Source organism: Entomobacter blattae (assembly GCF_014672835.1).
Lineage (GTDB): Bacteria > Pseudomonadota > Alphaproteobacteria > Acetobacterales > Acetobacteraceae > Entomobacter > Entomobacter blattae.
The window spans coordinates 931,521-954,110 of sequence record NZ_CP060244.1 but is presented as its reverse complement, the minus strand read 5'-3'; the positions used below and the strand labels follow the sequence as shown (position 1 = coordinate 954,110).

Sequence of the window (22,590 nt, the reverse complement as noted above, 5' to 3'; positions counted from 1 at the left end):
CTAACTTAGCACCCAGCAAGGAGGTAACGCCCCTAAACTTCTCTTCTTTTCGATCAGAGTCTGTTCCTGTTTTGTAAGAGGAGTTTGATATCGAAAAGCTCCAACAAAGCCTTCACCCCGAACGGGATGCCCTGTTTGGATATCTGGGGTTACAAACCTTGTATGACCGCTATCTGCTGAAATACGGATGACAAACACTTTGAAGCCCCTCAGCTGTTTTTAATGCGGGTTGCTATGGGCCTGGCTATTCAAGTTCTGTTTCGTGATATAGGCCAAATTTTTGGCAAGACCAAACTTGGGGTCAGGCCAATTTTTAGGTTAAGATAGGCCGCAAGCCCAGAAGAACAGGGTTCCCTTCTTTGATCAACCCATCTCTTTGAGAAACTTATGATTTATTGCCTTCAAAACCAAGAGGGGATTGCTGACACAGAGTTCTGCTGTGGTTAGGTTGTACATACACACTATTGCTCATAAAGATTATCACTCAAAATAAAGGTTACCACTTAATAAAGGCTCCGTAGCTCCTCCGCATCTCCTTGGCCCGCGGGGTAAGGCTTATTGCCTCCGATACTGCTTTTATGTAGGGAATGTAGGGAATACTGAGCGAGCAGAAGGGGGATAATCCATCCCTTATGGGGTCTTCGAGCCAGACATAGTCGTTTAGGTGTGGTCGTTTAGGCGTAGTCCTTCAGGCGTGATCGTTCATAAGAATGTCGAGATGAAATCCTTTAGTGGTCTTGCAAATTATCTTCTCCATAACCAGCCCATTATAGGACCTTATGCCCGTATTCGCCCCGAGTTAAAAGTGAAAGAGGGAGCACCTATTGGCAATTTTGTAGAAATTAAAAGTGCTCATATCGCTGAGAAAACAAAAATCCATCATCTCAGCTCTCTGTTGAAGGCCTTTGCTGAAGAGGCTAGAGGGCAGTCTAAGCGGCAACCGCACGAAGGCGATTTTGTAGGGGAGTGCCGCTTTTTGAGAGACGCTAGGCGATTACGAACTCATAGGGACAGAAAAAGGGTTACTGAGATTTTTTGATAAAAATCAAAGCTCGACCCCTTTCCCTTATCTCCCCTCACCCTTATCCCTCCCAAGGGCTGCTAAGAGCTCCCTTATCCCAAAAATCTGGTTCCAAAAGTTTAATCCCAAGATTTTAGTCCAAAGATTTTAGTCCAAAGATTTTGGATAATCCTTTTGGGATATTTATGCTCATGGCGTGATTCCTGTGGAGTAATTCCCGTAAATTGCTTCCCATGAGCCGAAAGTCAAAACCCTAAGAAGGGATTTCATTTCCAACATTTCTTCCTCTTTTTAAAGCCCTGTTTCTCACAGAACCCACCACCAACCACTATGAACACTATGATTCAGTGCGCTCAAAGCCTGCCCTTTGTCTTTGTACCCCTCTCTCCGATCTAGGGTTCCATAAAGACAAGATAGAGGACAAGAGGAGCTAAAATCTCAATGATGCGCACTCCCAAGGGGTCAGAAAAAGGAAGAAAAGCTTTTCTAGAAGGAAATCATCTTCCCTGGCGAAACATAGGAATTCACCCGCGCCCAGGATTTGACCAATGGGATCACAAAGGGAGAGATCTGCTCGGCAAACGGTATGGGAAAATGCCGGATGGAAGAAAGCAAGGCAAAATCGTCAGTCTTTCCCAGAAAATCATCGCTAATGGCTTGCCCAATCCGTACGGTTTGGGCAATACCATGACCGCTCCAACCATGCACAGCATAGAGAGAGGCGGCTTCACCTTCATATTCTTTCCGGCAATCCACAGCACCATTACAGGTTAAGTCGGTCTTTCCACTCCATAAACACTGGAAATCCCACTCTTTCTGTTGGGGAAATATCGTAGCCAGACGCCCCTCTAGATAAGATTTGACCTGCTCAGGAGCCAGCTGGCCACCCGTTCCTTCCCCCCCAAAAATAAAGCAATTGGCATTGACAGGACGGAAATAATCAATCTGGAAACTCGTATCATACACGGCTTTATGAGTGGGCATCAGGCTATCGGCCAACCCTTCCACCGGTGCGGTTAACCCTACATAACTATAAAGGGGCATAGTGGTTGGCAAAATCTGGCCCAACAGGCCCGATGTTGCATGATGCACCCCTAAAATCACCGCTTTTTTAGCGCGGGCCTGGCCATGGGGTGTTTTCACTACAAACCCGTTCTCTGTTTTCTCTACCGCCTGCACGACGCTATTTTCAAAAATTCGGCCACCTTCCTTTACAAAGGCGTAAGCTAGCCCTCGCACAAAAGCCAGAGGGTGCAAATGCCCCCCAAGCGGGTCATACAGACCTCCAAAATAGAGAGGGGAATGAACATGGTTTTGAATTTCTTCCCGATCCATGACCCGTGCAACGTCATCGCCCAAATAGATGCGTGCCTCTCTCCCTTTTTCCAAAGTCTGGATATGACCTGGGTGAATAGCAGCTGTGATATGCCCATGATGCCGATCAACCTCAAACCCGTACTCAGCTGTTAGGCTATCAATAAGGTCCATGGCTTCAAAAGAGGAAAAACGCCACAGGCGCTTGGCCTCCTCTTCTGAAAACTGGGTAATAAGCTTTTCAGCCTCCCAGCGGGCAAGCCCTGGGGTGAGCTGCCCCCCATTACGACCCGACGCCCCACTGCCAATATGCTTTCTTTCGATTAAAGCCACATCTACCCCTGCCCTGGCCAGATGCAAAGCCGCAGAAACCCCCAATAGGCCACCACCGACCACCACCACATCGGCCTGCACGTCTTCCTCAAGGGTGGGCTGGGCGATCCAAGGGGTAACAGTGGCTTCATAATAATTGGGAATGGTATGACCATCTTGTATCCTGCCCTCTTTAACTTGGCAGGACCACTCCTCTGCTGAGGTGTAACCGGTAATCGAAAAATCTGCCTGCCCTAACAGGGTTGGCTTCTGAATAGACACTTTATAAATCCTTTATTATTTGACCCCTCCCTTTTAGGGGACTTCTCTAATGTATGGCTTTAAGATGAAAAAGGGAAATATTTTCTCTTTTTTTATTGTCTGATCGGAGTTTCTTATGTCTGGCTAGAAGTATTCTGTCTGCGTAATCCCCTTCAGTGGAGTAAAACCAGGTATGGTAAAAGGCCGATTCCCTTATCAAGCCAGCAGGGAGCACCACATAACCTTCTCACCAAAACCATCCCTTGAAGTTCCTCTCACAGGGATGATCAGCCTGCAGGCCAAGTCAAAAAATGCTTCCTTCTTCTGGGTACAAACTCTCTCTTGATGGGACAGCCTCCCCTCGCTCCTCTTGATATTCCTGCCTATACCGATTTTTTTTATGAAAACCCCTCCTCGTTTTATAAAAACCACCCCTTTATAGGGGAAAGCTGAGAGACTTTTCTGGGGTCTATTTCTTTAACGAAATAGTCATTATAGCGAAATAATTATTATAGTAATCATTTTCAAGGCTGTATGGGCTTTCAAAATGCCAAGCCAGAAAATTTTTCTTGTTAGCCTGGTTCCTCCCATCCCCTTCCCCAAGGCCCAAGGCTATACCCCTGAAAACCCCCACCCCTCAGAAAGAAATCTGCGCGTTGAAAGCCTGGATATCACATGCTCCTCTCCCTCCTCCCAACAAGAATGCCCATGAGGTGGGCCCTTCCCTCCCAGGAAGAATAAAACTCTCAAGAGAAGTAACCCCCCCAAAGGCAAGTAAAACCCTAAAGGCAGGGGAAGAAATATTTTTATAACAATGCGGGTATAACCCTATTGAGGCAAGCGAATATGGTACCAGTCAACGGGATGGCAAAAATCTTGCCCAGCACCATAAGGCTGCCATCCACACACAGCCAATTCCACTCCACACTAGCCCTAGAATAAAGGCGTTTCTTTCTATATTACTCCATAAAAACAACAAAGAAACAATGCCCAAAAGAGGAAATAGCGCTGTATAGACCCATATCTTGCCTTTCTTGCCTTTCCTCTCAATCCCCATCCGCATCAGAACTGAAAAGTTAACGGCTGTAAAGGCCACAAGAGCTCCAAAACTTATAAGAGAGACAGCAACATCCAACGAAAAAAACATCCCTCCTAAGGAGGAAATCCCCACAAGCCCCACACACCACATGGGGGTTTTATAACGCGGATGCAGATAAGATAACGGCCGGATAGGAAAGATATGATCCTGACTCATAATATACACAAGCCTTGCCGTTGCAGCATGCGAGGCAATGGAAGAGGCGATACAATTAAAAAATATGCCACAGAGGAAAAAAGACTGAAACAGCCTGCCCCCCACGTAAAGCACAATTTCCGGCATAGCCTGGGTAGGGTGTTTAAACTGGCTGTTATCGGGGTAATAGAGCTGGATAAACCATGAGGCGCAAAAAAAGATCGCCCCCCCCACACAGACAGTAATAACAATGGCCCGAGGGATATCCCTTGCTGGATTTCCCACTTCACTGGTCATAGTGGTGAGGGCATCAAACCCCAAAAAGGAGAACACCACAACCGCAGCCCCCCCTATAACAGGCAGCAAGGAAAAGCTGCCATTCCACAAGGGAGCGATTGTCCATAAAGTGTGGGTTTGTCCTGTTTTTTGCATAACCAGCAGAATAAACAGAGCCATAAACACGAGAGGTGTATAAGCAAGCAAAAAGCTGATTTTGGTTAAATACCCAATTGGAAACATATTAATCAGGGTAATAAGGAAAGCCATGCCGATAATCCATATCCACTGCGATAGAGCCGGAAATAAGGCATGGAGGTAGATGCTCTCCAGCAAAACGTTAATCAAAGGCAGCATAATATAGTCCAGCAAGGTGGCCCAGCCCACAAAGAAGCCTATCCGTGAGCCACAAACCTGACTAACATACCCATAGGCCGAACCCGCATGGGGAAAAAGGCGCGCCATTTGCCCATAGCTTATGGCCGTAAGCAAAATACAAGCCGTAGCCAGCAAATAAGCCAATGGAACATGACCATGGGTTATGCGAGAAATAATTCCAAATGTATCAAAAACCGTTAACGGTGTAAGGCAGGCCACTCCGATTGTGACAAGAGAGAAGACTGTAAGCGGGCGCCTCTCCTTCTTTCCCAATGAACCTGAAGTGTTTACGGATTGAATTTTTGCAAGCACTTTTTCTTCTGGCAATTTCTTCTGACAATTCTTCTAGAGTATTTTTTGGGAGTGGTTCTTCTGGAGTCATTTTTCAGGAGTCATTTTTCTGGGACAATTTTTTCAGATTTTCTTAAGCAATTTTTCCTCGATTCGTTTATATGAGAGTCATTTGTCTAGGAGTCGTTTTTCTGAAAGTCATTTTTTCTGGAAGTCATTTTTTCTGGAAGTCGTTTTTCTGGGGGCTGTTTTTCCTCAGATCATTTGTCTGGTTACTTTTCTACGGGAAGTTGCCCCTATTATTCCCAGCTGCCATAACGGCGAACATTTTGTGGGGAGTAAACCAAACGGTCTTTTCTCTATGGAAGACTACCTCTTCCTGATTCTCCCCCTTTACTCTTACTGACTATTCCTATTCCTGAGCTTTTTTTCTGAAATGGCAACAAGTTTTTTCTATCATACCGAAAATACCCACTCCCCAAACAGAGTGACTCATGCAAAGATCCCCCAATAAAGGGCATTAAGACATGGTCAGTCGTTATCGTCCCAATACGAATCATAGAGGCATAAAACTGTAGAGAACCCCCATTCCTCTGGCGTAGGATCTTGAACCCATTCCCTTTAACGGTAACAGAAAATGAATCGCACAGCTTTTTTTGAGCCGGTTGTTTCTTATTTGGCCAGTGGTAGAAAAATTCACCTGACATGGGGTGATGTAGCAATTCATTATAATGGTAACCAAAAAATAGTCACCAAACCCCATTTGTTCCCACCACATGACTATTACAGGCAGCAGGAAGAAGGCTCCTTATACTGCTTCCGTAAAGGCAGAGGATATTGTAAAAACAATTGACTTGGTAAAGTACAAAGTTGGTAAAGTACAAAAGCTAGTGAGCTTTCCTATCTTCTTGCACAGTACCAGAAAAATTAAGGGCAATAGGGGCCCACCAATGGCTGCTTCTGGGCCCACATGGCCTATGCAAAACCCGCGTGTTTCACCTGAAAACGGCCATCCGTAATAAGGGCTACCTTACGGTACCAGAAAAACGATGCTGCACCAGGCCCCCAAAACGGGTTCATTCTCTCATAGCTGCCATAGCTGCAAAATAGCTCATGGCCGACAGACAACTAGGTTGTTCAAATTATGATCAAATCGGCTGTCACCAGCATCAACGACAGAATTCATCACTTACAAAAAGCTTGTGACACGCGGGGAAAAGAGAAGGCTCTGTCCACAATATCCTATAGAGAAATCCTATGGGAGGAACGAACCTTTTAAGAGGCTGATTAAGAGCAAAACATTCAATGTCCCTAAAAGCTCAATGTCCCTGCCCCTAGAAAAATCCACCCGAAAGAAGGCGGAGAAGCGATTATTGAAAGCCAGCCCATTGGCATTCTATTTGGTGTTCAGCCATGGAACTTTCCTTATTACCAGCTTGCCCGCATTGCAGGCCCAAACCTGATGGCTGGAAACGTGCTGATTGTTAAGCATGCCTCAAACGTTCCGCAAAGTGCCAAAGCCTTTGAAGCCCTTCTGCTTGAGGCAGGAGCCCCTAAAGGCCTTTATTCAAACGTCTTTGCCACACGGCCTCAAATTGAAAAAATTATTGCTGATCCCCGTATCAAGGGGGTAGCCCTTACCGGGGGTGAAAAAGGCGGGGCGGCTGTGGCTTCCGAAGCAGGAAAGGCTCTTAAAAAATCCACCATGGAGCTGGGCGGCAGCGATGCCCTTTCAGCTTGAAGGCGCAAAACTTCCCTAGCAGGATTTTCCCCATTCAGAAATATTTTATAAAAAACCCCTGCTTTCATCTCTTGTTTTTGAAAACAGAACCTATTGATCCTATATGAATATAAGATCAATACCTAACCAAAAGCCCTCACCTGCTTTTCCTAAGGATGATATAAATGTTTCAGAGTTTTAAAGGAAATTTTTGGAGACCTTACCCACTCCATTGCTCCCCTATTGATCTCCCAAAATAAAAGCAAAATGAAGAGAGTCCACTCGCCTTTTCGCTCTTAAACAAAGTTAATAACTTACATGTTTTCTGTTAGGATAATAAAAAAGCGTTATTTTTCTTCGTTCTTACTATTTTTTACATTTTTTTATGTATTTTTTTAAACTTATAAGGCCGTTTTTCTATATTACATTTGTTCTTAATTATTTTTTACCATGCTTTTCTATATTATACACCCGCAATATTTTCTATTATGTAAGGAAATTTAGTGATGCATACCCATCTCCTCCACTATACTGGTTTTTGGACCATCATTTGGATTATTGCTGCTGCCTGCATTCTTTCTACCGTTCGGTTTGCCTTTGGTCGTCTTGTCCACAAACATAGAGACCCCCTGTCTGCCCCTGCTCATAACCAGAACCAGACCCAACAGAAAAAATAACGTCTTTTATGCCCTTTATCCCTGTAAAGGGCTTGGCAGAAGTTCACCACCACAGTATTCATGAAATGTAAAATCCCATCTGTTCCCAGTTCAGGAGCTTTCATACTGTGCGTATTGCAATGATTGGTGGTGGATATGTCGGGCTGGTTTCTGCGGCCTGCTTTTCAGAGTTCGGCCACGAGGTTCACGTTGTAGAAAATAACCCCCAACGGTTATATGCCCTACAAAATGGGGAAATTCCCATTTACGAACCCGGGCTTGATACTCTTGTAAATACCAATATGCGGGCCGGCAGGCTCTCTTTTGGAAACAACATCGCTGCGGCAATCAGCGATGTTCAAGCCGTATTTATAGCCGTTGGCACCCCACCCCGTAATGGCGATGGCCATGCTGACCTTCAATATGTCTACAAGGCTGCAGATGAAATAGCCCAATCCCTTACCGATTATACGGTTATCATTACCAAATCGACCGTGCCCTTGGGAACAAGCCGTAAAATTGCCGAGCGGATTCGCCAGAAAAACCCCAAACTTGATTTTGATATCGCTTCGAATCCAGAATTCCTCCGTGAAGGAAACGCTATTGGGGACTTTATGCGGCCAGACCGTATTATTGTTGGCACCGATACCGCCCAGCCTGAGCGCTCACAAAATGTGCAGGCTATTTTACGCACTATTTATCGCCCTCTCTCCCTTATTGAAGTGCCCATTCTTTTTACCAACCTGGAAAGTGCAGAACTGACCAAATATGCTTCCAATTCCTTCCTAGCCATGAAGATTTCTTTTATTAATGAAATGGCCGATCTCTGTGATAAAGTCGGGGCCAATGTTCATGACGTGGCCAGAGGGATGGGGCTGGATAAACGCATTGGCCAAAAATTCCTTCATCCTGGCCCTGGGTTTGGCGGTTCTTGCTTCCCAAAAGATACGATGGCCCTCATGCACATTGCTGAAGAGCACCAGGCTCCCTCTCGTTTGGTAGAAGCCACCATTAAGGTTAACGAAACCCGAAAAACCAACATGGCTTCGCGCATTATTGCCCATTGTGGGGGATCGGTCAAAAACAAAACACTAGCTATTTTAGGATTGACGTTCAAACCCGAAACAGATGATATGCGCGATGCCCCTTCCCTATCCATCCTCCAGCGCCTGGATGATGAAGGAGCACATATCCAGGCTTTCGATCCCGTAGGGATGGAAACAGCCCGCCCTCTCCTTCCTCATACGGTTCGGTATTGCAGTAACGTTACCGAAGCCCTGACCCAGGCTGATGCTGTGGTGATATTAACAGAGTGGAACGAATTCCGGGCCTTACCACCAGAATTCCTGAAAACCCACATGCGAGGGAAAATAATCATTGATCTGAGAAATATCTTTGATCCCAAAACCATGATCGAGGTTGGACTACAATACTACTCCGTAGGCAGGGCAGACCTGAGCCTTGCCCCGCTCCCCTAGGCCCAACCTCTATTTTCCACAAAAAAACCAGCTAGATCTTAGCTGGTTTTTTACTCATTTTGACTTTTTACTCATGCCTGAAAAAACTTTCCCCTTTATGAAAAAGCCTAAATGCAGTTACAGATTTTTACCAGGGGCAATCACCATACAATGGCTTAAAGTCTGACAGGCTTTTTGGGCTTGTTCACGCGAAAGCCCCGTTAACCGTGCCCGATAAACCCGCCCCCCATGAGCTGTTACAGCGGGGGTTTGCGCAACAGCTTTAACCCCTGTGCGGGAACGGGCTGACCCTGCAGCCTTAGAAGCCAATTGGGCAGAACTGAAAGCCCCCACCTGAATAGCCCATATACCACTGCCTGACTGTGCTGCCCTATGGGGAGCAGCAGCAAAGGTTAATGAAGAAGGCTGGGCCGGCTTGTGCAAGCTAGCATGTTGAACATGCATGCCAGTAGACGCCTGGCGTGCGGTATAAGCCGTTTTGCGGCTATGGGTTTGATAGGGAGTATAAACAGGGGTAAGCGAAGAATAAGGCGTAGGAGCCGCAATGGGGGGTGCTTGATATGTTCCATCAGCGTCCCCGTAAGAGTCTGGTTGGTAGGTGTTGGTATTATAAACCCCGGCAGAGGCCGGAACCGGTGCAACCTGACTAAATCCCCTTTGTGCCCAAGCCTGGCTCACCTGATCGGGGGTTTCTATACCCGAACTGGAAGAATCAGAGGCAGGTTGCGGTGCAAACGCGACCTGACTGTTTGCGGCCCTTCTGGTCGAGGCATCATCATCGTCTGCATCTTCGGGCGCTGCAGCCATCTGCACGGGTTGGCTGCCATTCATCCGCTGTGCCCAAGCATTCCTGACAGAACTGGCCGAGCCCGTACTATAGCTTGCCCGAGAGCCTATATGAGAGCCTGGAACAGCTGCAGAGGCATAAGCCGTCCCATCAACAGGCACACCACTTTCATGGCTGCTGACCATTAAATCGGCCTGGGAGCGATTCTTAGGATAAATCCCCGCAATTTGCCGGCCAATACTGGCCACATACCGCCGTGTTTCCCGGGGAAGCCCACGGTTATGCGTCAAAAAATCATCCAACCTGCCGGGGCCACCATTATAGGCAGCCAAAAACCCAGGGGTGCCGTAAATATCATACATCTGGCGAACATAAGCTGTACCTGCCATAATATTATTATGGGGGTCATAAGGATCATCACCTAAAGAATATTGGGCGCGCATTTCATCGTAAGTGGGGGGCATAAGTTGCATCAGCCCCATGGCCCCAGGCCCCGAGGTAACAAGTTCCCCATTATGGTAAAGCCTGCCGCCAGACTCCTGCTGGATGACAGCACGAATCCACTCCTCTGGCACATCAAACCGTTGGGATGCCTCTACAATATAAGGCCCCCACGGATCTTCAGGAGGGCCAGGAGGGGCATAATAGGAACGGGCACGAGCACGGTAATTAGCAGCCTCCTGAGCGGCAGGAATACCCGATGGTGCAGGTGCTGTATCGGCACAGGCTGCCAGAAACGCCAGCCCCCCCAAGGCTATCCCTCCACGTAAAACCACTGCCCGTGTCTTGCGTTCCGCTGATCTGATAAGAAGGCTTCCCACAGTACGGTTTTTATCTTTGAAAGAGGGAGAAAAAGGAACACCCAGTGGCATGACGGTAAACTACCTTGTGTTACGGCCTCCATAGCACTACTGCCCTTGAGAGGGGCCGTGCCAAAAACCAACTATGGAAACCAACGATGGACTTTATTTACATTATGACTTTTCTTGATAAGTAAACTATACCAGAAAAACGCCTAAAAAAAGTATAAAAAACTAAAAATATTTTTTTTACTGTTGTACATTTTCCAGTGTGCATTGTTTCCAGTGTACATTGTCCACCACGGCTATGAGGAGAGAAGAGACACTCATCCCAAAAAACAGCCTATACCCGTAGCCACACTAGAGAAAAACGCTTATCAATACCGCAATGTAAAGGAGGGGCCGCAATGTAAAAAAGAGCCGTAATTTATAAGGAAACTTCTCCATATTTTTTGGCCCTCTTAACAACAGCCTATCGTAACGGACCTGCTTTTGGGACTTCCTCATTCTTTTTCTTTCGACTTCCGAGCAAACACTGTCCTCTTTATCCCTTATGCTCCCTCTTACAAAGACTCTAGAAATTGCGAATACTCTAAAAAATTCAAAGGATTTCTTCATAACAGCCCGTAAAACCCAACAAAATTTGGAATTTCTATGTCTCCCTCTATACCTCTCTAACACCCTATTTTTCTTCAAACGAGACCTCTATTGGGCCTCCTCTATGTGAAAGACAGGCCAGACTGAAAGATAGGGCCCAACTGAAAGACAGGCACGACCCTATCCCCTCCGGCATCCTTATCCTAACAGGATGATTGTATAAAAAGCCCTACTTTATAAACCCACCTTATAAAAAGACCACGGCAATTACGGTGCAGCCATTCTTGCAGATTACGCCGGGCAGACCATTATCAGGGTTGTACAAACAAAGACCCAACCAAAAAATGAAAGACCATACCGTCAACCTTTCAGTTATTTCAAAACATGTCATTTCAAAATATTTTGGCCCTAATTAGATTTTGTCCCTGATGAGATAGAGAGTAGCGCACGAATTACCATTGCAACCAGCTCCAAAAACTTTGGATTATCAATCGACCTAGTCCACCTTATGCAGGCCTGCCATCATGGAGACCTACCCACCAAAACAGCAACACCGACCTAACAGCCAAGCGTGAAGAACAAACCCACGCATTTACGGCATTTGACGAGATTACTCTCTTTTTTTCTTTTGGCTTTTTCTTTTGAAGCTCAATATATTTTTGGTTACTGCCCAACCTTTTTGTAGATTTTGTAGATAGCGTTTATTTTTTAATAAACCCTTCTCCGTCATCACCCATTCTAAGTTTGAAGAATCTAGATTTGAAGAGTCCGGGCTTGAAGAGCCTGAACGCAAAAAGCTTGAGCTTAAAGAGTCTAAGTTTGAAGAGTCTGAACTTAAAAAGCCTAGGCTTTAAAAGTCCGGGCTTAAAGAAGGCAAAACCATACCCCGATACCCAACAGGTACAAAGGAAACAAGAATGAAGGGATCCCTTGAGCCTTTCCGTACATGATAGGATAGAGCGTATGATAAAATAGAGCCTGAAAAATTAAGGCCCTTGATAAGAAAAACCCACGCAATAAGCACGCCGGAGTGGTGAGGGGAAACGCCTGGGTCGTATAGATGTGCAGGCTGCTATTGATGGAGATGATGACAAGACGCGTTCTCTGGCCTCGGTTCGCAGGCAAAGGGAGCGTGAGCGTCGCCAGGCTGAGCTGGAAAGGTTACGCTCCGATCAGGTTCGTGTGGTTCGTGAGGTGGTTTTACCTGAGACAATTACTATTCAAGAGTTGGCTAACCGTATGGCTGCTCGCCAGGGTGAGGTTATTAAAGCCCTTATGAAGATGGGGGTCATGGCGACAGGGCCACAAATTATTGATGCCGATACTGCAGAGCTCGTGGTAGAAGAATTTGGCCATCGGGTTCGTCGGGTGGCTGAGAGTGACGTGGAAATCGGGATTGAGGGGATTGAAGATACCCCTGATCAGCTCAAGAAACGCCCTCCTGTCATTACCATTATGGGCCATGTTGACCATGGAAAAACCTCACTTTTGGATGCCTTGCGGACAACCGATGTTGTAGCAGGGGAAGAAGGGTTTTTCTATTTCTTTGGCATGGTAAGTTCCCGTTTATTTCCCTTTCTTCCTGATTTTCCCGCTGCAAAGCTAGAAAATTTCTGTTTTTTTATGGTAGGGTCTACAAACAAACGCCATTTAAGTTTAATAAAGTTTAAAATTTGCTTAACCCCCCTATACTCACTCTCTAACTGACTGACCTTCTGGCATGTCCCTTTCGTCTTCCTCATTTCGTCCTTCGTCTTTTCCTCCCCCCTCCCCGACCAAACAGGGATGGACAGATATAAAAAACGGCTTAGCCCTATGGAAGCTGGCTTTCTCCCTCGGGTGGCTAGACATCAAACTTCGCTACAGAGGCTCGGCCCTCGGGCCACTCTGGTTAACACTGACAACGGCTTCCATGGTTATTTCCATGGGGTTTATCTATAGCCATCTCTTTCGGCTCAACTTACACGACTACCTGCCCTTCCTCGCTATTTCCCTTATTTTATGGCAAACAGGCATTGCCTGCATGATTAGCGAGGCCTGCACCTGCTTTACTGAGGCCGAGCATACAATACGCTCCATCAAGCTGCCTTTTTTTGTGCAGGCCCTGCGTACAGTGTGGCGAAACATTATTGTTTTCCTGCATAATATTATTGTGCCCTTGGCTGTATTTGCCTATGTGGGAGTCTGGCCAGGGTTAAATGCCCTTTATTGCCTGCCAGCCTTTTTTCTATGGACCCTTGACGGGCTGGCCCTATGCTTGTTTTTAGGCTGCATCTGCAGTCGCTTCCGCGATATCCCCCCAATTGTTAACACCTTGTTGCAACTGGCCTTTTATGTTACCCCCATCATCTGGACCCCAACCCAGCTGGGCAGTAAAGGGTGGTGGCTACCTTTTAACCCTTTCTTCTCCCTTTTAGAAATTGTTCGTGGGCCATTGCTGAGCACACAACCCAAATGGGATATCTGGCTTTCTGCCCTCCTGTTCAGCCTGCTCTTATGGGTTATGGCCTGGATGACCTTTAAAATATCCCGTGCCCGGCTCATTTTTTGGCTATAACCCTTAAACTGTCTCCTTGATCCTTTATGCAGAGCAAACCTCTTCCCCCCCCTCAGGCCAGCATTCTTGTTAACGCTCTTTCCCTTGAGTTTCCCATTTACCATGGGGAAGCCAAATCCCTTAAAAAAACGCTCTTTCAAAAAGCCAAGAATTCTCTCCTTTCAAATGCGTTTAGTAACAGGAATAGAACAGGCGGCCAGATTACGGTAAAAACCAACGGCAATACGCAATATCTCACGGTGCAGGCCCTTAAAGACCTCTCCTTTCATATCGCCCCGCAAGAACGCGTGGGCCTTGTGGGGCATAATGGGGCTGGTAAATCCACCTTATTGAAGGTTCTTGCGGGCATTTATGAGGGAAACCCAGGCGCAGTCGCCGTTGAAGGAAAGATCAGCGCCCTGCTCGACGCCACAGCGGGGATGAACATGCAGCTCAGCGGACGAGAGAATATTCACCTCTGGGCCCGCCAACACAAGCTTATCCCTGCTGAGGAAAAACAGCTGGAAGAGAATGTCGAGCAATTTGCCGATCTGGGAGAGTTTTTTGATCTTCCCCTACGGCTTTATTCCTCGGGTATGATAATGCGGGTGGGTTTTGGCCTAATTACGGCCAGCACACCGCAGATTCTGCTTATGGATGAATGGTTTATGGCGGGAGATGCCAACTTTCAAGAAAAAGCCCGTATTCGGCTTGAGAACATAGTACAATCGGCAGAAATCCTGGTTTTAACCACCCATGCCATTAGCATTCTCTACCAATGGTGCACCCGCATTTTCTGGCTGGAAAAGGGGGAATTACGAATGGATGGAGATGCGCCAACGGTTCTTGCTGCCTATCTGGAAAGTGTGGGCTCATCGCTTGAGCAGGAGCTCCCCTGGCTACGCGCCTCCCAACCCTCCACAGCCAATACCGAACCCACACCAGAGGACCTCATACCAGAATAGGCCAGAATAGGAAGGATTGTGGTTCGCAGAGCCCGCCCACCGGCTACCCAAAAAACCTTCAAGGTCATCAATCAAACCCTATAGATGAAAGGACCCACTCCCATAAGGGCATAAAAAGCCTCATGAAGATCATGAAGATCATGAAGATCATGAAGATCATGAAGATCATGAAGATCATGAAGATCATGAAGGAAAGAAAAACTTTTTGAGGCCCGCTGGCAATATAAATGAGTATGTTTCTCAAAATAAATTGAGCATGTTGCTCAAAGCCCTAAGCCCCCCTTACCCCCCTAAAAAGAGAACAGTTACAAGACATAATAATAGGCATATTCTGACTATTATGAACGATGTTACGATTGCGGATTTCTATGACACCATCATGAGAGGCTTCAACCATAGATTGCTCCGCACCACGCTGAGCTGTTCCCCCAATATGGAAGGTTCTCATAGTTAACTGTATGCAGGACTATGTGCAGAGTAGAAAAAATATTTTATTCTCGTTATCTTGACTTGCAAAATCTTGACTTGCAAAAAAAACCTTATTGCTATTGGGTTAATTTTTTTATGCTTTCACTTGCTGATTAAGGGATTATCCTTGAATTCTCCATCGTCTCCCAAGCTACCGGCTGGCTTCTCCTTAAAAAAGATCTCCAGCACTCTTCAATTTGCCCTTATCGCTGCCTTCTGCCTGCTGGCCATATGGCTCATCGGCGATATTCTCATGGTGCTGTTTGCCTCAACGCTGGTGGCCGTTATTCTTTGTGGCCTTACCCGCAAATTTCAAAAATTTATCCCCTTGCCTTACTGGCTAGCCCTTACATGTGTTGTTGTTTTACTGATGGTTGCTCTGAGCAGCCTGATCTGGTTTAGTGGGCCAGAAATCGGCGAGCAGGCCATTCGTCTTCGTACAGCCCTTACCACTCAGGCGGCCCATCTGCGTGAAACCCTTCATACCTCCCCCTTAGGAAACATGTTGTTGAATCACCTTCCTCGCTCCTTGGGGGGAAACCGCATTGAACATGGCAATGAAGGGATGATGGGTATTCGGCTGGCTGGCTCTATGAGCGGGATCATCAGCTCGGCCTTTGGTACCTTAGGCACGCTTGCAGTTATATTGATGGCGGGGTTATATTTCGCCCTCAGCCCCAGTACTTATACCAATGGGATCCTTCGCCTGGTCTCAAAACCTTACCGTATGGAAGCCCGCAAATACCTGGAAGCTTCGGGGAAAACCCTTTGGGCCTGGACAGCAGGGCAATCCCTGGACATGCTGGTGGTTGGCATATTTTCAGCCATGGGTTTATGGTTTTTAAACGTGCCCCTGGCCTTTGCCCTGGGCGTGGTGGCAGGGCTTGCCAATTTTATCCCCTATATCGGAGCCATTATCGGGGCAATTCCTGCGGTCATTATCGGCCTTTCCCAAAGCACCCAGGAAGGAATTTTTGTACTGCTCCTCTATATGGTCATTCAGTTTGTAGAGGGAAACATTCTTGCTCCCATTATCCAACGCCATGCTGTTCACATGCCACCTGGCATTACTATCCTCTCACAGACAATTTTTGGCACCATCCTGGGCATTCCGGGCCTTATTCTTGCAACCCCTTTGACTGCTCTTTTCCTCGCGGTGGGAGATAAAGCCACCCCCCCTCTGACAGAAGAAGAAAAACTTTAAGCCCTCCCTCCTTTAAGCACGCCCTTTCCCCCTTACCCTTGCAAACAGAAGCCCTTATGACCAGTGTTTTTAACAAAACCCCAAAAACCCACCCTAAAAAGGCTGTACTGAGTGGGGCAACCGGCGGTGTAGGCCATGCCCTTGTTCCCCTCCTCATCGCTGAAGGATACCATGTAGGCCTTATCGGTAGAAACCCACAAAAGCTTGAGGCCCTCCATGCCCAGTTCCCCGAGCAGACAAGCCTTTTCCTGCAAGATCTTGCTGAAAAAGAGGCCGCCTCCCGACTTGTAACAGCTATCACCAGCCAATGGGGACATATCTCCCTACTGATTAACAATGCCGGCACCATCACCCCAGGGCCAGCAGAAACGTTAACAGCTGAGGAACATGACCGACAGATCAACGTCAATTTTACAACCCCGCTGCAGCTCACTCAGGCTTTTCTCCCCCATATTGCTCCAAAGGGGAAAATTCTCTTCATTAACTCTATTGGGGGCATTATGCCTCTAAAGGGCAGTGCTGCCTACAGTGCCACCAAGTTTGGCCTGCGGGGCTATGCCCTTTCCCTTGCACAGGAAATGCAAGCCAGACAGATTCGTGTCTCCTCCATCTTCCCCGGTGCGATCGATACCGATATGCTGTTTAAAGAAGCCCAAGAGGGAGGAACTCCCCTGAACTTTTTAGCCGCCCCCTTAACCCCAGAGCAAGTGGCCCTTTTGGTGCTCAAAGCTCTGCGCCAGGGCAAGCTTGAATATTATATTCCCACTCTTGATGGGATTGGGGCTCGACTGGCTTTAAGTTTCCCCGCCCTGGTTCCACCCCTTATGCCTTTTTTGGAATATTGGGGGAAAAGGGGGATGAAAAAATATATGCGTAAAATGCGCACAATACGCCCACCTCAGGCCTGATTTTAATTTTATGGACCTTTTTTATTGTCCAATCCACCTGACCGCCATTTTACTTTTTGATTCTTTTTATACTCCCCATATTTTTTATCTTTCCCGTAGGAAGCAAAATATAGCTGCATTCTCCGTAAATACGCACAAGCTTGCAGCCTGCCCATAAATTCCATTTTCCTATCCCTGCTTCCTGCTTATAGCTGCTCAAACTATTCTGAAAGGGCTAAAGCTGAACCCAAACCATGGAGGACCGACCCCAAAAACCCTATCAGCCTCAGCATCTATTTGTAAACTCTTTCCCCAAATGCAAGAAAGCTGTTGAAGCCCTATAGAATGAAGGCGCCATACAACCCCTGTCTGCCAACCGTGGCAGGAACTCTTACAGATGACATCTGTCTTACCAATGACATCTGTAAGAATCTTTCAGGATATCTCCAAAATAATGGCGTATGGAAAAGGGAACCCTATCATTTAGGCCTATTTCTGGAGTGGGCTTTCAGCACTTACGGGCCTAATCCCCTTTCAAGAAGGTGGTCGGACTATTCCTGAGGCCGTCTTGGAGAAGGCCTCCCTCCCAGGGGAAAGGGAATGAAGGATGATCTGTTACGATTTATAACGCGATGAGACAAATCTTTAAGAGACGGATGTTTTTACAATATCATCTGCCTGTACGAAAGCAGCATTTGTCCCTTTTGAGGCCATGTTGCGTGAACAAAAAAGCTATAGTTTTAAAGATTTTTATTTCACTCCATCCTGTAAGGCAGATGATGTGCTTGTCGTAGAAGAAATAGTATAAGGAGCCTTCTTACTACTGCCTGTAATAGCCATGTGGTGGGAGCCAATGGAGTTTGGTTACCACGTAATGAATTGCTACATCCCCCCATGTCAGGTGAATTTTTCCACCTTAGAAGACAAAATAGCCACAGCCACAGAAGAACATAACCCGATGGGATAAAAAAGCCACCCTCAAAACTTACTCATTCCAGAAGAACAGCATTTTCCCCAAAAGCTGCCATTCCCTTTACACACTGCAACACATTCTCGCTACCCATATCTTGGTCTTATGGTTTCTGGGCTTATAGTTTGCTGGCCTTATGGTTTCCTGGATTCATAGTTTCCTGGGTTCATAGTTTCTTGGCGCATGGTTCGCTCGCTCCTATTGTCACTTTCTTCATTATTATGATCTTCTTCATTATTATGCTTAGGCGATGTCTCGTCCTCAATCCAATGATAGGCTTTAAGGATCTTTTTGGGGTCAGCTGTTTGGAATAGCTCTGATCGGTGAGGGTGTTTGCCAACTCAATGAGCATTTTTTTCAACATCAGGTGTAAGTTTGGTCTTTTCCCATGCGGTAAGCAGCTTTTAAGTTTGGGATGAAGCGTTTTGTCAATTTCTGTCATACAAAAACGCTAAGACTGCCGCGGAGAGCAGAAAATCTGCTCTTACGCTATAACAAAATACGCTACAACAAAAAGGGTACAGATTCCCAAAAAACGCCCTTTAGCTCGTGAAGAAATAAAACTACTGCCAGCCTAACATCCAAGCCCCCTCTCAATGAGCCTCGCATACGCCAACGCCAACGAAAAAACAGTGATTTGATGACCCAGGATTCTAAACTCTTCATTCCAACCCATTCCATAAGGTCTCGATTTTTTTCCTCATCAATAACATTCATGGTCAATAATCTTTATGGCCCCAAAAAGATGACCAAAAAAGGAAAACGAACCTTCCCCCCATAAAAACCGCCCACCCATATCTCCTCCTCTTGCCTATCCCAATTTTTTGGGCGATAACTCTGCTTTCTGTACTCACCTCTAACAGGGGCCTTACCATGAACCCTCCCCCTATTGATCTTAAACAATATATCCGCGAAATACCGGATTTTCCCAAACCTGGTATCCTGTTTTATGATATCTCAAGCCTGTTAAAACACCCCGATGGCTGGCAACTTGCAACGGCACGCATGACCTCGGTGGTATGCCAGTGGAACCCCACCCTTATTGCCGGAATCGAATCCCGTGGGTTTCTTACTGCGGCCCCTCTGGCAACGCGCCTGGGCTGTGGGATGCTTATGCTGAGAAAACCCGGGAAACTCCCAGGAAAAACCATTTCCCATTCCTATAACCTTGAATATGGCAGCGATAGCTTACACATTCAGCACGATGCCATCACGCCTAACCAGCGCATTGTGGTTGTCGATGATTTGCTGGCAACTGGGGGCACCCTTCAGGCTGCCGTAACTCTTTTGAAAAAGGCTGGTGCTGATGTGGTTGGCTGCGCTGTTATGGTAGAGCTGATGGCCCTAAACGGCCGCAAGGCCCTGGAAACAGAAGTGGTTTCCTTATTACAATATGATGATTAAGCACAATATGACGATTAAGATGATAAAACAGCACTGAAGCCGTACACCATTTTAGATAATTTTTTCTAAGAAATAATTAAGAAATAATGGTGCTTATCCGTTAGGTTGTATCTTAGGCTCTTAGGCTGTATCCATGGACACTGCAAAAATAATTCAGTTCGTGGGGCTATTCTCTTGTGCCTGTTAGAGTGCTCATCGGTAGATTGATCATAGGTGGGTTGATCATAGGTGGGTTGATCATGGATAAAAACCAGGTGGGAAACCAAAAGGCCTGAAAGAAAAAGCATAGGGACAAATATTAAACAAGCACAGATCTTAAAAAGAAGAACGCAGGAAAAAGAAAAGTGCAGGGATTTTTTTAAAAGAAAGAGGCTCCCTCTTCGCTGAAAAAGGAATGACTAGAAATATCCTTGGGGTAGATTGGAGGTATCCTTATGGGATTACCATTCAAGTGCGAAAATCTATCGCCCCATCAAGCCGTTCTACAGCCTGCTACAGTCTCGCACAAACCTGTTCCTCATCATCCAGCTTTAACCACACCGGTACATCTCTGGCTGGTATAGCCCCAAACCTATTCAAGTTGCCTATTCAGATTGCCTGTTCAGGTTAGAGTCATTCAATAATGCCTTCGTTGCTCCTTTTAGCCCTTGGCGACAAAATGCTCTAACCAATGAATGGAATACTCACCGGCCTGAAATTGGGGATCTTTCAGGATCTTTTCATGGAGAGGAATAACCGTTTTTATGCCTCCAATGGCAAATTCAGCCAAGGCCCGCCGCATGCGGGCAATGGCCTCTGGCCGGCTTGGAGCATGTACAATCAGCTTGGCAACCATACTATCATAATAAGGGGGGACCTTATAACCCGTATAAAGGGCACTATCGATCCGTACACCGAGCCCCCCTGGGGGGTGGAACACCGTAACCTCACCTGGCATCGGCATAAAATTAACCGGATCTTCCGCATTAATACGGCATTCAATGGCATGGCCACTAAAAACAATATCTTCCTGCTCGTACCCCAGGGGCTCTCCAGCAGCAATGCGGATTTGCTCTTTAACCAGATCTATCCCGCAGACCATTTCGGTAACGGGGTGCTCGACCTGTAAGCGAGTATTCATTTCAATAAAGCAAAACTGCCCATCTTGGTATAAAAACTCCAGCGTGCCGGCATTACGGTACCCTAACCCTTTTAAGGCTTCCGTTGCAGAATGGCCTATCGTATCGCGCTCCTGCTCAGTAATAGCGGGGGAGCCTGCCTCCTCCAACAACTTCTGGTGGCGGCGCTGCAACGAGCAGTCCCGTTCGCCAAAATGAACAACGTGACCATAATTATCGGCCAGAATCTGTAATTCAATATGGCGGGGATTATCAAGATATTTTTCCATATAGACTTCAGCATTACCAAAAGCTGCTTGGGCCTCAGTTCGGGCCACGCTCCAGGCCTCTGGCAATTCGGCAGGGGTTTGGGCCACCTTCATGCCACGCCCCCCACCGCCAGCTGCTGCCTTAATCAAGACAGGATAGCCAATATGCTCGGCAACCTTTACGGCATGAGCCAAATCAGGCAAAGCCCCATCTGACCCCGGCACTAAAGGAACGCCCAGCTTACCCATCACCGCCTTGGCGGCAATTTTATCCCCCATAACACGAATATGCTCGGCCGTAGGGCCAATAAAGGTAATGCCATGGGCCTCCACTGTTTCGGCAAAAGCTGCATTCTCTGAAAGGAAGCCATAGCCAGGGTGAATGGCATCTGCCCCGGTGATGGTCGCTGCTGTCAAGATGGCTGCCACATTCAAATAACTCTCTTTTGAAGCAGGCGGCCCGATACAGACACTTTCATCAGCCAACCGCACATGCATGGCCTCTGAATCGGCTGTAGAGTGTACGGCTACAGTCTTAATACCCAACTCACGGCAGGCCCTTAATATCCGTAGAGCGATCTCGCCCCTATTTGCGATAAGAATCTTGTTGAACATTATTCTACAATCATCAAAGCTTCGCCAAACTCCACCGGTGCCCCAGAAGTGACCAAAACCTTGGTAACCCGCCCCGTGCGAGGTGATTTAATCTGGTTGAAGGTTTTCATAGCCTCAATCAGCATGAGGGTTTGCCCCTCCTTCACCTCTTGGCCTTCATTTACAAAGGGTGCAGAGGAAGGATCAGGGGAGAGATAGGCAATCCCTACCATGGGGCTGGTAATGGCGTTGGTATTATGGCTATAATCCCCTGGAGCGGGGGCTGAAGCGCTTGCCGATGCTGCTGGCGCGGACGAGGGTTCAGCGACAGGTACACTGACAGGAGCAGGGAAAGCCCCACCACCCACCTGTCCCCCAGGTTGCCCCAAAGTGCGCGCAACCCTGATACGGCCGTATTTGTTTTCAACCTCTATTTCTGTAAGCCCTGTTTCTGTCAGGACGTTGGCCAAAGCACGAATGGTTTCTGCATCTACGAGCGGGTGGCTCATTAATTTTCCTCATCCAAAATAAGATCAGCCATAGCCGTTAAGGCCAAAGCATACCCACGAATACCCAAACCACATATCACCCCAGTAGCCATGAGCGATACATAGGAATAGTGACGAAATTCCTCCCTGCGGTGAATATTTGACAAGTGCACCTCTATCACCGGCAAGTCAACCGAGAGCAGGGCATCCATCAGCGCGACAGATGTGTGGGTCAATGCCGCCGGGTTAATGACTATTCCCTTAGCACGCCCTCGACATTCCTGCACCCAGGACACCAACTCTCCTTCACTGTTAGTTTGGCGAAAATCAATCGCCACATCAAGCCGTTCTGCAGCCTGCGCACAAAGCTGCTCCACATCATCCAGCGTTGCTCGCCCATAAACCTCTGGCTGGCGTAGCCCCAGCATATTCAGGTTAGGGCCATTCAATACAGCAATTAAAGAAGGTAGCATGTTCCAATGTGGCTCCTATCATGTCTGCCGGCGACTTCCAAGTGCAAAACAGACCGCCGTTAATATTTTTCAATCCTGTTGTAAGAATTCCCGTAAATAAATTGTTTGGC

Annotated in this window: 17 protein-coding genes and 2 pseudogenes; 12 read left to right on the top strand and 7 right to left on the bottom strand. The window is 47.0% G+C overall.

Features of this window, described 5'->3' with window-relative positions; genetic code table 11:
• The first annotated feature begins 718 nt into the window (after positions 1-718).
• Positions 719-1,039: an LbetaH domain-containing protein gene (locus JGUZn3_RS04305; protein ID WP_203414465.1), complete on the top strand. Its 321-nt coding sequence runs from the start codon at positions 719-721 to the stop codon at positions 1,037-1,039.
• Positions 1,040-1,507: 468 nt separating this feature from the next.
• On the opposite strand, the gene JGUZn3_RS04300 is transcribed toward JGUZn3_RS04305, so the two are convergent.
• Complete coding sequence (locus JGUZn3_RS04300) at positions 1,508-2,929, bottom strand: NAD(P)/FAD-dependent oxidoreductase (RefSeq protein ID WP_203414464.1); 1,422 nt, start codon at positions 2,927-2,929, stop codon at positions 1,508-1,510.
• A gap of 526 nt (positions 2,930-3,455) precedes the next feature.
• Here JGUZn3_RS04300 and JGUZn3_RS04295 point away from each other — a divergent pair.
• Complete coding sequence (locus JGUZn3_RS04295; protein WP_203414463.1) at positions 3,456-3,620, top strand: hypothetical protein; 165 nt, start codon at positions 3,456-3,458, stop codon at positions 3,618-3,620.
• A 144-nt stretch (positions 3,621-3,764) separates the two neighbouring features.
• Here JGUZn3_RS04295 and JGUZn3_RS04290 read toward each other — a convergent pair whose 3' ends face one another.
• Positions 3,765-5,123 carry an APC family permease gene (locus tag JGUZn3_RS04290; RefSeq protein WP_203414462.1) on the bottom strand — a complete coding sequence of 453 codons (1,359 nt, stop codon included), beginning with the start codon at positions 5,121-5,123 and terminating at the stop codon, positions 3,765-3,767.
• A 1,294-nt stretch (positions 5,124-6,417) separates the two neighbouring features.
• Between JGUZn3_RS04290 and JGUZn3_RS04280 the strand changes: the two are divergent.
• From JGUZn3_RS04280 to JGUZn3_RS04270, 3 genes and pseudogenes are all read left to right on the top strand, one after another.
• A pseudogene (locus tag JGUZn3_RS04280) lies at positions 6,418-6,816 on the top strand (aldehyde dehydrogenase family protein); the annotation flags it as partial.
• A 494-nt stretch (positions 6,817-7,310) separates the two neighbouring features.
• A complete protein-coding gene (locus JGUZn3_RS04275) occupies positions 7,311-7,484 on the top strand; it encodes a hypothetical protein (protein ID WP_203414461.1) in 174 nt (57 codons plus the stop codon).
• Positions 7,485-7,603: 119 nt separating this feature from the next.
• The gene (locus JGUZn3_RS04270; RefSeq protein ID WP_275402865.1) at positions 7,604-8,941 is read left to right on the top strand and encodes a UDP-glucose dehydrogenase family protein; all 1,338 of its coding nucleotides are present in this window, start codon (positions 7,604-7,606) and stop codon (positions 8,939-8,941) included.
• 117 nt (positions 8,942-9,058) lie between these two features.
• Here JGUZn3_RS04270 and JGUZn3_RS04265 read toward each other — a convergent pair whose 3' ends face one another.
• Positions 9,059-10,600, bottom strand: a complete 1,542-nt coding sequence (locus JGUZn3_RS04265; RefSeq protein WP_203414459.1) for a lytic transglycosylase domain-containing protein — start codon at positions 10,598-10,600, stop codon at positions 9,059-9,061.
• Positions 10,601-12,166: 1,566 nt separating this feature from the next.
• Between JGUZn3_RS04265 and JGUZn3_RS04260 the strand changes: the two are divergent.
• From JGUZn3_RS04260 to JGUZn3_RS04250, 3 genes and pseudogenes are all read left to right on the top strand, one after another.
• Positions 12,167-12,658 (top strand): annotated as a pseudogene (locus tag JGUZn3_RS04260) (translation initiation factor IF-2 N-terminal domain-containing protein); the annotation flags it as partial.
• 187 nt (positions 12,659-12,845) lie between these two features.
• A complete protein-coding gene (locus JGUZn3_RS04255) occupies positions 12,846-13,682 on the top strand; it encodes an ABC transporter permease (RefSeq protein WP_203414458.1) in 837 nt (278 codons plus the stop codon).
• Between the two features lie 26 nt (positions 13,683-13,708).
• Positions 13,709-14,626 carry an ABC transporter ATP-binding protein gene (locus tag JGUZn3_RS04250; protein ID WP_203414457.1) on the top strand — a complete coding sequence of 306 codons (918 nt, stop codon included), beginning with the start codon at positions 13,709-13,711 and terminating at the stop codon, positions 14,624-14,626.
• Between the two features lie 271 nt (positions 14,627-14,897).
• Here JGUZn3_RS04250 and JGUZn3_RS04245 read toward each other — a convergent pair whose 3' ends face one another.
• Complete coding sequence (locus JGUZn3_RS04245) at positions 14,898-15,074, bottom strand: hypothetical protein (RefSeq protein WP_203414456.1); 177 nt, start codon at positions 15,072-15,074, stop codon at positions 14,898-14,900.
• A gap of 147 nt (positions 15,075-15,221) precedes the next feature.
• Between JGUZn3_RS04245 and JGUZn3_RS04240 the strand changes: the two genes are divergently transcribed.
• The 4 genes from JGUZn3_RS04240 to JGUZn3_RS04225 all read left to right on the top strand — a co-directional run bounded on the left by JGUZn3_RS04240 (position 15,222) and on the right by JGUZn3_RS04225 (position 20,169).
• Positions 15,222-16,298: an AI-2E family transporter gene (locus JGUZn3_RS04240; protein ID WP_408871755.1), complete on the top strand. Its 1,077-nt coding sequence runs from the start codon at positions 15,222-15,224 to the stop codon at positions 16,296-16,298.
• Positions 16,299-16,354: 56 nt separating this feature from the next.
• The gene (locus JGUZn3_RS04235) at positions 16,355-17,206 is read left to right on the top strand and encodes an SDR family NAD(P)-dependent oxidoreductase (protein ID WP_203414455.1); all 852 of its coding nucleotides are present in this window, start codon (positions 16,355-16,357) and stop codon (positions 17,204-17,206) included.
• A 1,822-nt stretch (positions 17,207-19,028) separates the two neighbouring features.
• Positions 19,029-19,559 carry an adenine phosphoribosyltransferase gene (locus JGUZn3_RS04230; protein ID WP_203414454.1) on the top strand — a complete coding sequence of 177 codons (531 nt, stop codon included), beginning with the start codon at positions 19,029-19,031 and terminating at the stop codon, positions 19,557-19,559.
• A 394-nt stretch (positions 19,560-19,953) separates the two neighbouring features.
• Positions 19,954-20,169 carry a hypothetical protein gene (locus JGUZn3_RS04225; RefSeq protein WP_203414453.1) on the top strand — a complete coding sequence of 72 codons (216 nt, stop codon included), beginning with the start codon at positions 19,954-19,956 and terminating at the stop codon, positions 20,167-20,169.
• Positions 20,170-20,199: 30 nt separating this feature from the next.
• Here JGUZn3_RS04225 and accC read toward each other — a convergent pair whose 3' ends face one another.
• Genes accC through aroQ form a run of 3 tightly spaced genes read right to left on the bottom strand, consistent with a single transcriptional unit; the run spans position 20,200 to position 22,480 of the window.
• Positions 20,200-21,540: an acetyl-CoA carboxylase biotin carboxylase subunit gene (gene accC, locus JGUZn3_RS04220; protein ID WP_203414452.1), complete on the bottom strand. Its 1,341-nt coding sequence runs from the start codon at positions 21,538-21,540 to the stop codon at positions 20,200-20,202.
• Complete coding sequence (locus JGUZn3_RS04215) at positions 21,540-22,028, bottom strand: acetyl-CoA carboxylase biotin carboxyl carrier protein (protein ID WP_203414451.1); 489 nt, start codon at positions 22,026-22,028, stop codon at positions 21,540-21,542. Before JGUZn3_RS04215 ends, accC begins: the two co-directional genes overlap by 1 nt.
• A complete protein-coding gene (gene aroQ, locus JGUZn3_RS04210) occupies positions 22,028-22,480 on the bottom strand; it encodes a type II 3-dehydroquinate dehydratase (RefSeq protein ID WP_203414450.1) in 453 nt (150 codons plus the stop codon). The genes JGUZn3_RS04215 and aroQ overlap by 1 nt, the downstream gene beginning before the upstream one ends.
• Positions 22,481-22,590 lie beyond the last annotated feature (110 nt).

Coding starts and splice junctions, on each gene's coding strand:
- JGUZn3_RS04265 (WP_203414459.1), bottom strand. CDS start 10,600: ATGCCACTGGGTGTTCCTTTTTCTCCCTCTTTCAAAGATAAAAACCGT.
- JGUZn3_RS04235 (WP_203414455.1), top strand. CDS start 16,355: ATGACCAGTGTTTTTAACAAAACCCCAAAAACCCACCCTAAAAAGGCT.
- JGUZn3_RS04305 (WP_203414465.1), top strand. CDS start 719: ATGAAATCCTTTAGTGGTCTTGCAAATTATCTTCTCCATAACCAGCCC.
- JGUZn3_RS04215 (WP_203414451.1), bottom strand. CDS start 22,028: ATGAGCCACCCGCTCGTAGATGCAGAAACCATTCGTGCTTTGGCCAAC.
- JGUZn3_RS04270 (WP_275402865.1), top strand. CDS start 7,604: ATGATTGGTGGTGGATATGTCGGGCTGGTTTCTGCGGCCTGCTTTTCA.
- aroQ (WP_203414450.1), bottom strand. CDS start 22,480: ATGCTACCTTCTTTAATTGCTGTATTGAATGGCCCTAACCTGAATATG.
- JGUZn3_RS04250 (WP_203414457.1), top strand. CDS start 13,709: ATGCAGAGCAAACCTCTTCCCCCCCCTCAGGCCAGCATTCTTGTTAAC.
- JGUZn3_RS04230 (WP_203414454.1), top strand. CDS start 19,029: ATGAACCCTCCCCCTATTGATCTTAAACAATATATCCGCGAAATACCG.
- JGUZn3_RS04245 (WP_203414456.1), bottom strand. CDS start 15,074: ATGAGAACCTTCCATATTGGGGGAACAGCTCAGCGTGGTGCGGAGCAA.
- JGUZn3_RS04225 (WP_203414453.1), top strand. CDS start 19,954: ATGACTAGAAATATCCTTGGGGTAGATTGGAGGTATCCTTATGGGATT.
- accC (WP_203414452.1), bottom strand. CDS start 21,540: ATGTTCAACAAGATTCTTATCGCAAATAGGGGCGAGATCGCTCTACGG.
- JGUZn3_RS04295 (WP_203414463.1), top strand. CDS start 3,456: ATGCCAAGCCAGAAAATTTTTCTTGTTAGCCTGGTTCCTCCCATCCCC.
- JGUZn3_RS04255 (WP_203414458.1), top strand. CDS start 12,846: ATGTCCCTTTCGTCTTCCTCATTTCGTCCTTCGTCTTTTCCTCCCCCC.